Consider the following 2,500-nt stretch of genomic DNA (forward strand, 5'->3'; position numbering starts at 1 on the left):
CACCGGTGCGCCTACACCCGAACCTGTCGGAACTCTATCGCTCAAAGGTCGCAGATCTGGCGCAGGCCTTATCGGATCCGTCGATCCGTACAGGGGCCTTGGAGATTATCCAGGGCCTTATCGAACGTGTCACGGTCCGGCATGACCGGGATGGCGTGCAGATTGAGTTGGAGGGTGCCCTGGCAGCGATGATTGGGTTGGTCCAGAACGACAAAAGCCGCCTTGCGGCGGCTGGTTCGGTAAAAGTGGTTGCGGGAGCAGGATTTGAACCTGCGACCTTCAGGTTATGAGCCTGACGAGCTACCGGGCTGCTCCATCCCGCGACACTTTTGATGACCTAGCGCTTACGCTACTTGAGGTCTTGTGTTGGCCTACCGCCTATTCGGCTACTTGAGACCGGGTAGTGTTTTTTCATCGTCAGAGAGAAGGGGGATTTTGCTAGGTTTGGCGGTGACCTACTCTCCCGGGGCTTAAGCCCAAGTACCATTGGCGCGGCAGTGCTTAACTTCCGGGTTCGGGATGGGACCGGGTGTTTCACTTGCGCTATGACCACCAAACCGAGGAAAATCCCCGTCGCTCTTTTTGCCAAGCAAAAAGGCGACGCGCAGGAGGCAGCGTATTCGCGAAGCGGATGCGCGTTCCTGCACAGTTGTTATGTCAATCAACACCGTGCAATCCGCTTTGCGGATTGTCACGTCATTGTCCAACTCAAGGTCGGTGTATGCTTCTGGTTTGATTTTGTCTTTCCATTACTGGATCAAATCAAGCCTATCGGGCGATTAGTACCGGTCAACTGAACGCATTACTGCGCTTACATCTCCGGCCTATTGACGTGGTGGTCTTCCACGGCCCTCAGGGAGACCTTGTTTTGAGGGGGGCTTCCCGCTTAGATGCCTTCAGCGGTTATCCTGTCCGATCATAGCTACCCAGCACTGCCGTTGGCACGACAACTGGTCCACCAGTGGATCGTTCACCCCGGTCCTCTCGTACTAGGGGCAACTCCTCTCAAGTCTCCTACACCCACGGCAGATAGGGACCGAACTGTCTCACGACGTTCTAAACCCAGCTCACGTACCTCTTTAAACGGCGAACAGCCGTACCCTTGGGACCTGCTCCAGCCCCAGGATGAGATGAGCCGACATCGAGGTGCCAAACACTGCCGTCGATATGGACTCTTGGGCAGTATCAGCCTGTTATCCCCGGCGTACCTTTTATCCGTTGAGCGATGGCCCTTCCACTCGGGACCACCGGATCACTATGGCCGTCTTTCGACTCTGCTCGACTTGTCAGTCTTGCAGTCAGGCTGGCTTCTGCCATTGCACTCAACGAGCGATTTCCGACCGCTCTGAGCCAACCTTCGCGCGCCTCCGTTACGCTTTAGGAGGCGACCGCCCCAGTCAAACTACCCGCCACGCAGGGTCCCGGATCCGGATAACGGACCGCGGTTAGACATCAAGAGTGCGAAGGGTGGTATCTCAAGGGAGGCTCCACGGATACTTGCGTTTCCGCTTCAAAGCCTACCACCTATCCTGCACATCACAATCCTGATGCCAGTGCGAAGCTGTAGTAAAGGTGCACGGGGTCTTTCCGTCTAACCGCGGGAAGCCTGCATCTTGACAGGCAATTCAATTTCGCTGAGTCGATGTTGGAGACAGCGGGGAAGTCGTTACGCCATTCGTGCAGGTCGGAACTTACCCGACAAGGAATTTCGCTACCTTAGGACCGTTATAGTTACGGCCGCCGTTTACCTGGGCTTCAATTCAAGGCTCTCACCTCTCCTTTTAACCTTCAGGCACCGGGCAGGCGTCAGACCCTATACGTCGTCTTGCGACTTCGCAGAGCCCTGTGTTTTTAATAAACAGTCGCCACCCCCTGGTTTGTGCCCCCAGCCCCTAGTTGCCTAGGAACCGGGCCTCCTTCTCGCGAACTTACGGAGGTATTTTGCCGAGTTCCTTCAACATCGTTCTCTCAAGCGCCTTGGTATGCTCTACCAGTCCACCTGTGTCGGTTTAGGGTACGGTCTGATGGAGGGCTATTTCCAGGAACCACTCAGCAGCCCAATCAATCCGATAAGATTGAACTACACCTGTGATCCGTCACATCCTCCTGGCCTAGGAATATTAACCTAGTTCCCATCGCCTACGCCTTTCGGCCTCGGCTTAGGGGCCGGCTTACCCTGCTCAGATTAGCTTTAAGCAGGAACCCTTGGACTTTCGGCGAGAGTGTCTCTCACACTCTTTGTCGCTACTCATGTCATCATTCTCACTAGTGATCTCTCCACCGGATCCCTCACAGGCCGGCTTCATCGAAAGAACTCGATCCGTCATTACACCCGCTGATATTTCACAGGTGGATGCAAATACGGATGAGTTCTATGTCACACTACGCTCTGCTACCATGCCTTACGGCATCCTAAGCTTCGGCTCATGGCTTGAGCCCCGTTACATCTTCGCCGCAGGACAACTTGTTTAGACCAGTGAGCTGTTACGCTATCTTTAAA

The 2,500-nt window shown here is 54.9% G+C and carries 1 tRNA gene and 2 rRNA genes (1 of these 3 cut by a window edge); all 3 read right to left on the reverse strand.

Annotated elements, in window-relative coordinates:
• Nucleotides 1–246 precede the first annotated feature (246 nt).
• Nucleotides 247–323 (reverse strand) — tRNA-Met (locus ACR0FE_RS23420).
• 119 nt (nucleotides 324–442) lie between these two features.
• Nucleotides 443–557, reverse strand: a 5S ribosomal RNA gene (rrf, locus tag ACR0FE_RS23425).
• A 201-nt stretch (nucleotides 558–758) separates the two neighbouring features.
• A 23S ribosomal RNA gene (locus ACR0FE_RS23430) occupies nucleotides 759–2,500 on the reverse strand; it runs 1,122 nt beyond the window's last position.

It is taken from the genome of Ruegeria sp. K7 (assembly GCF_056531785.1).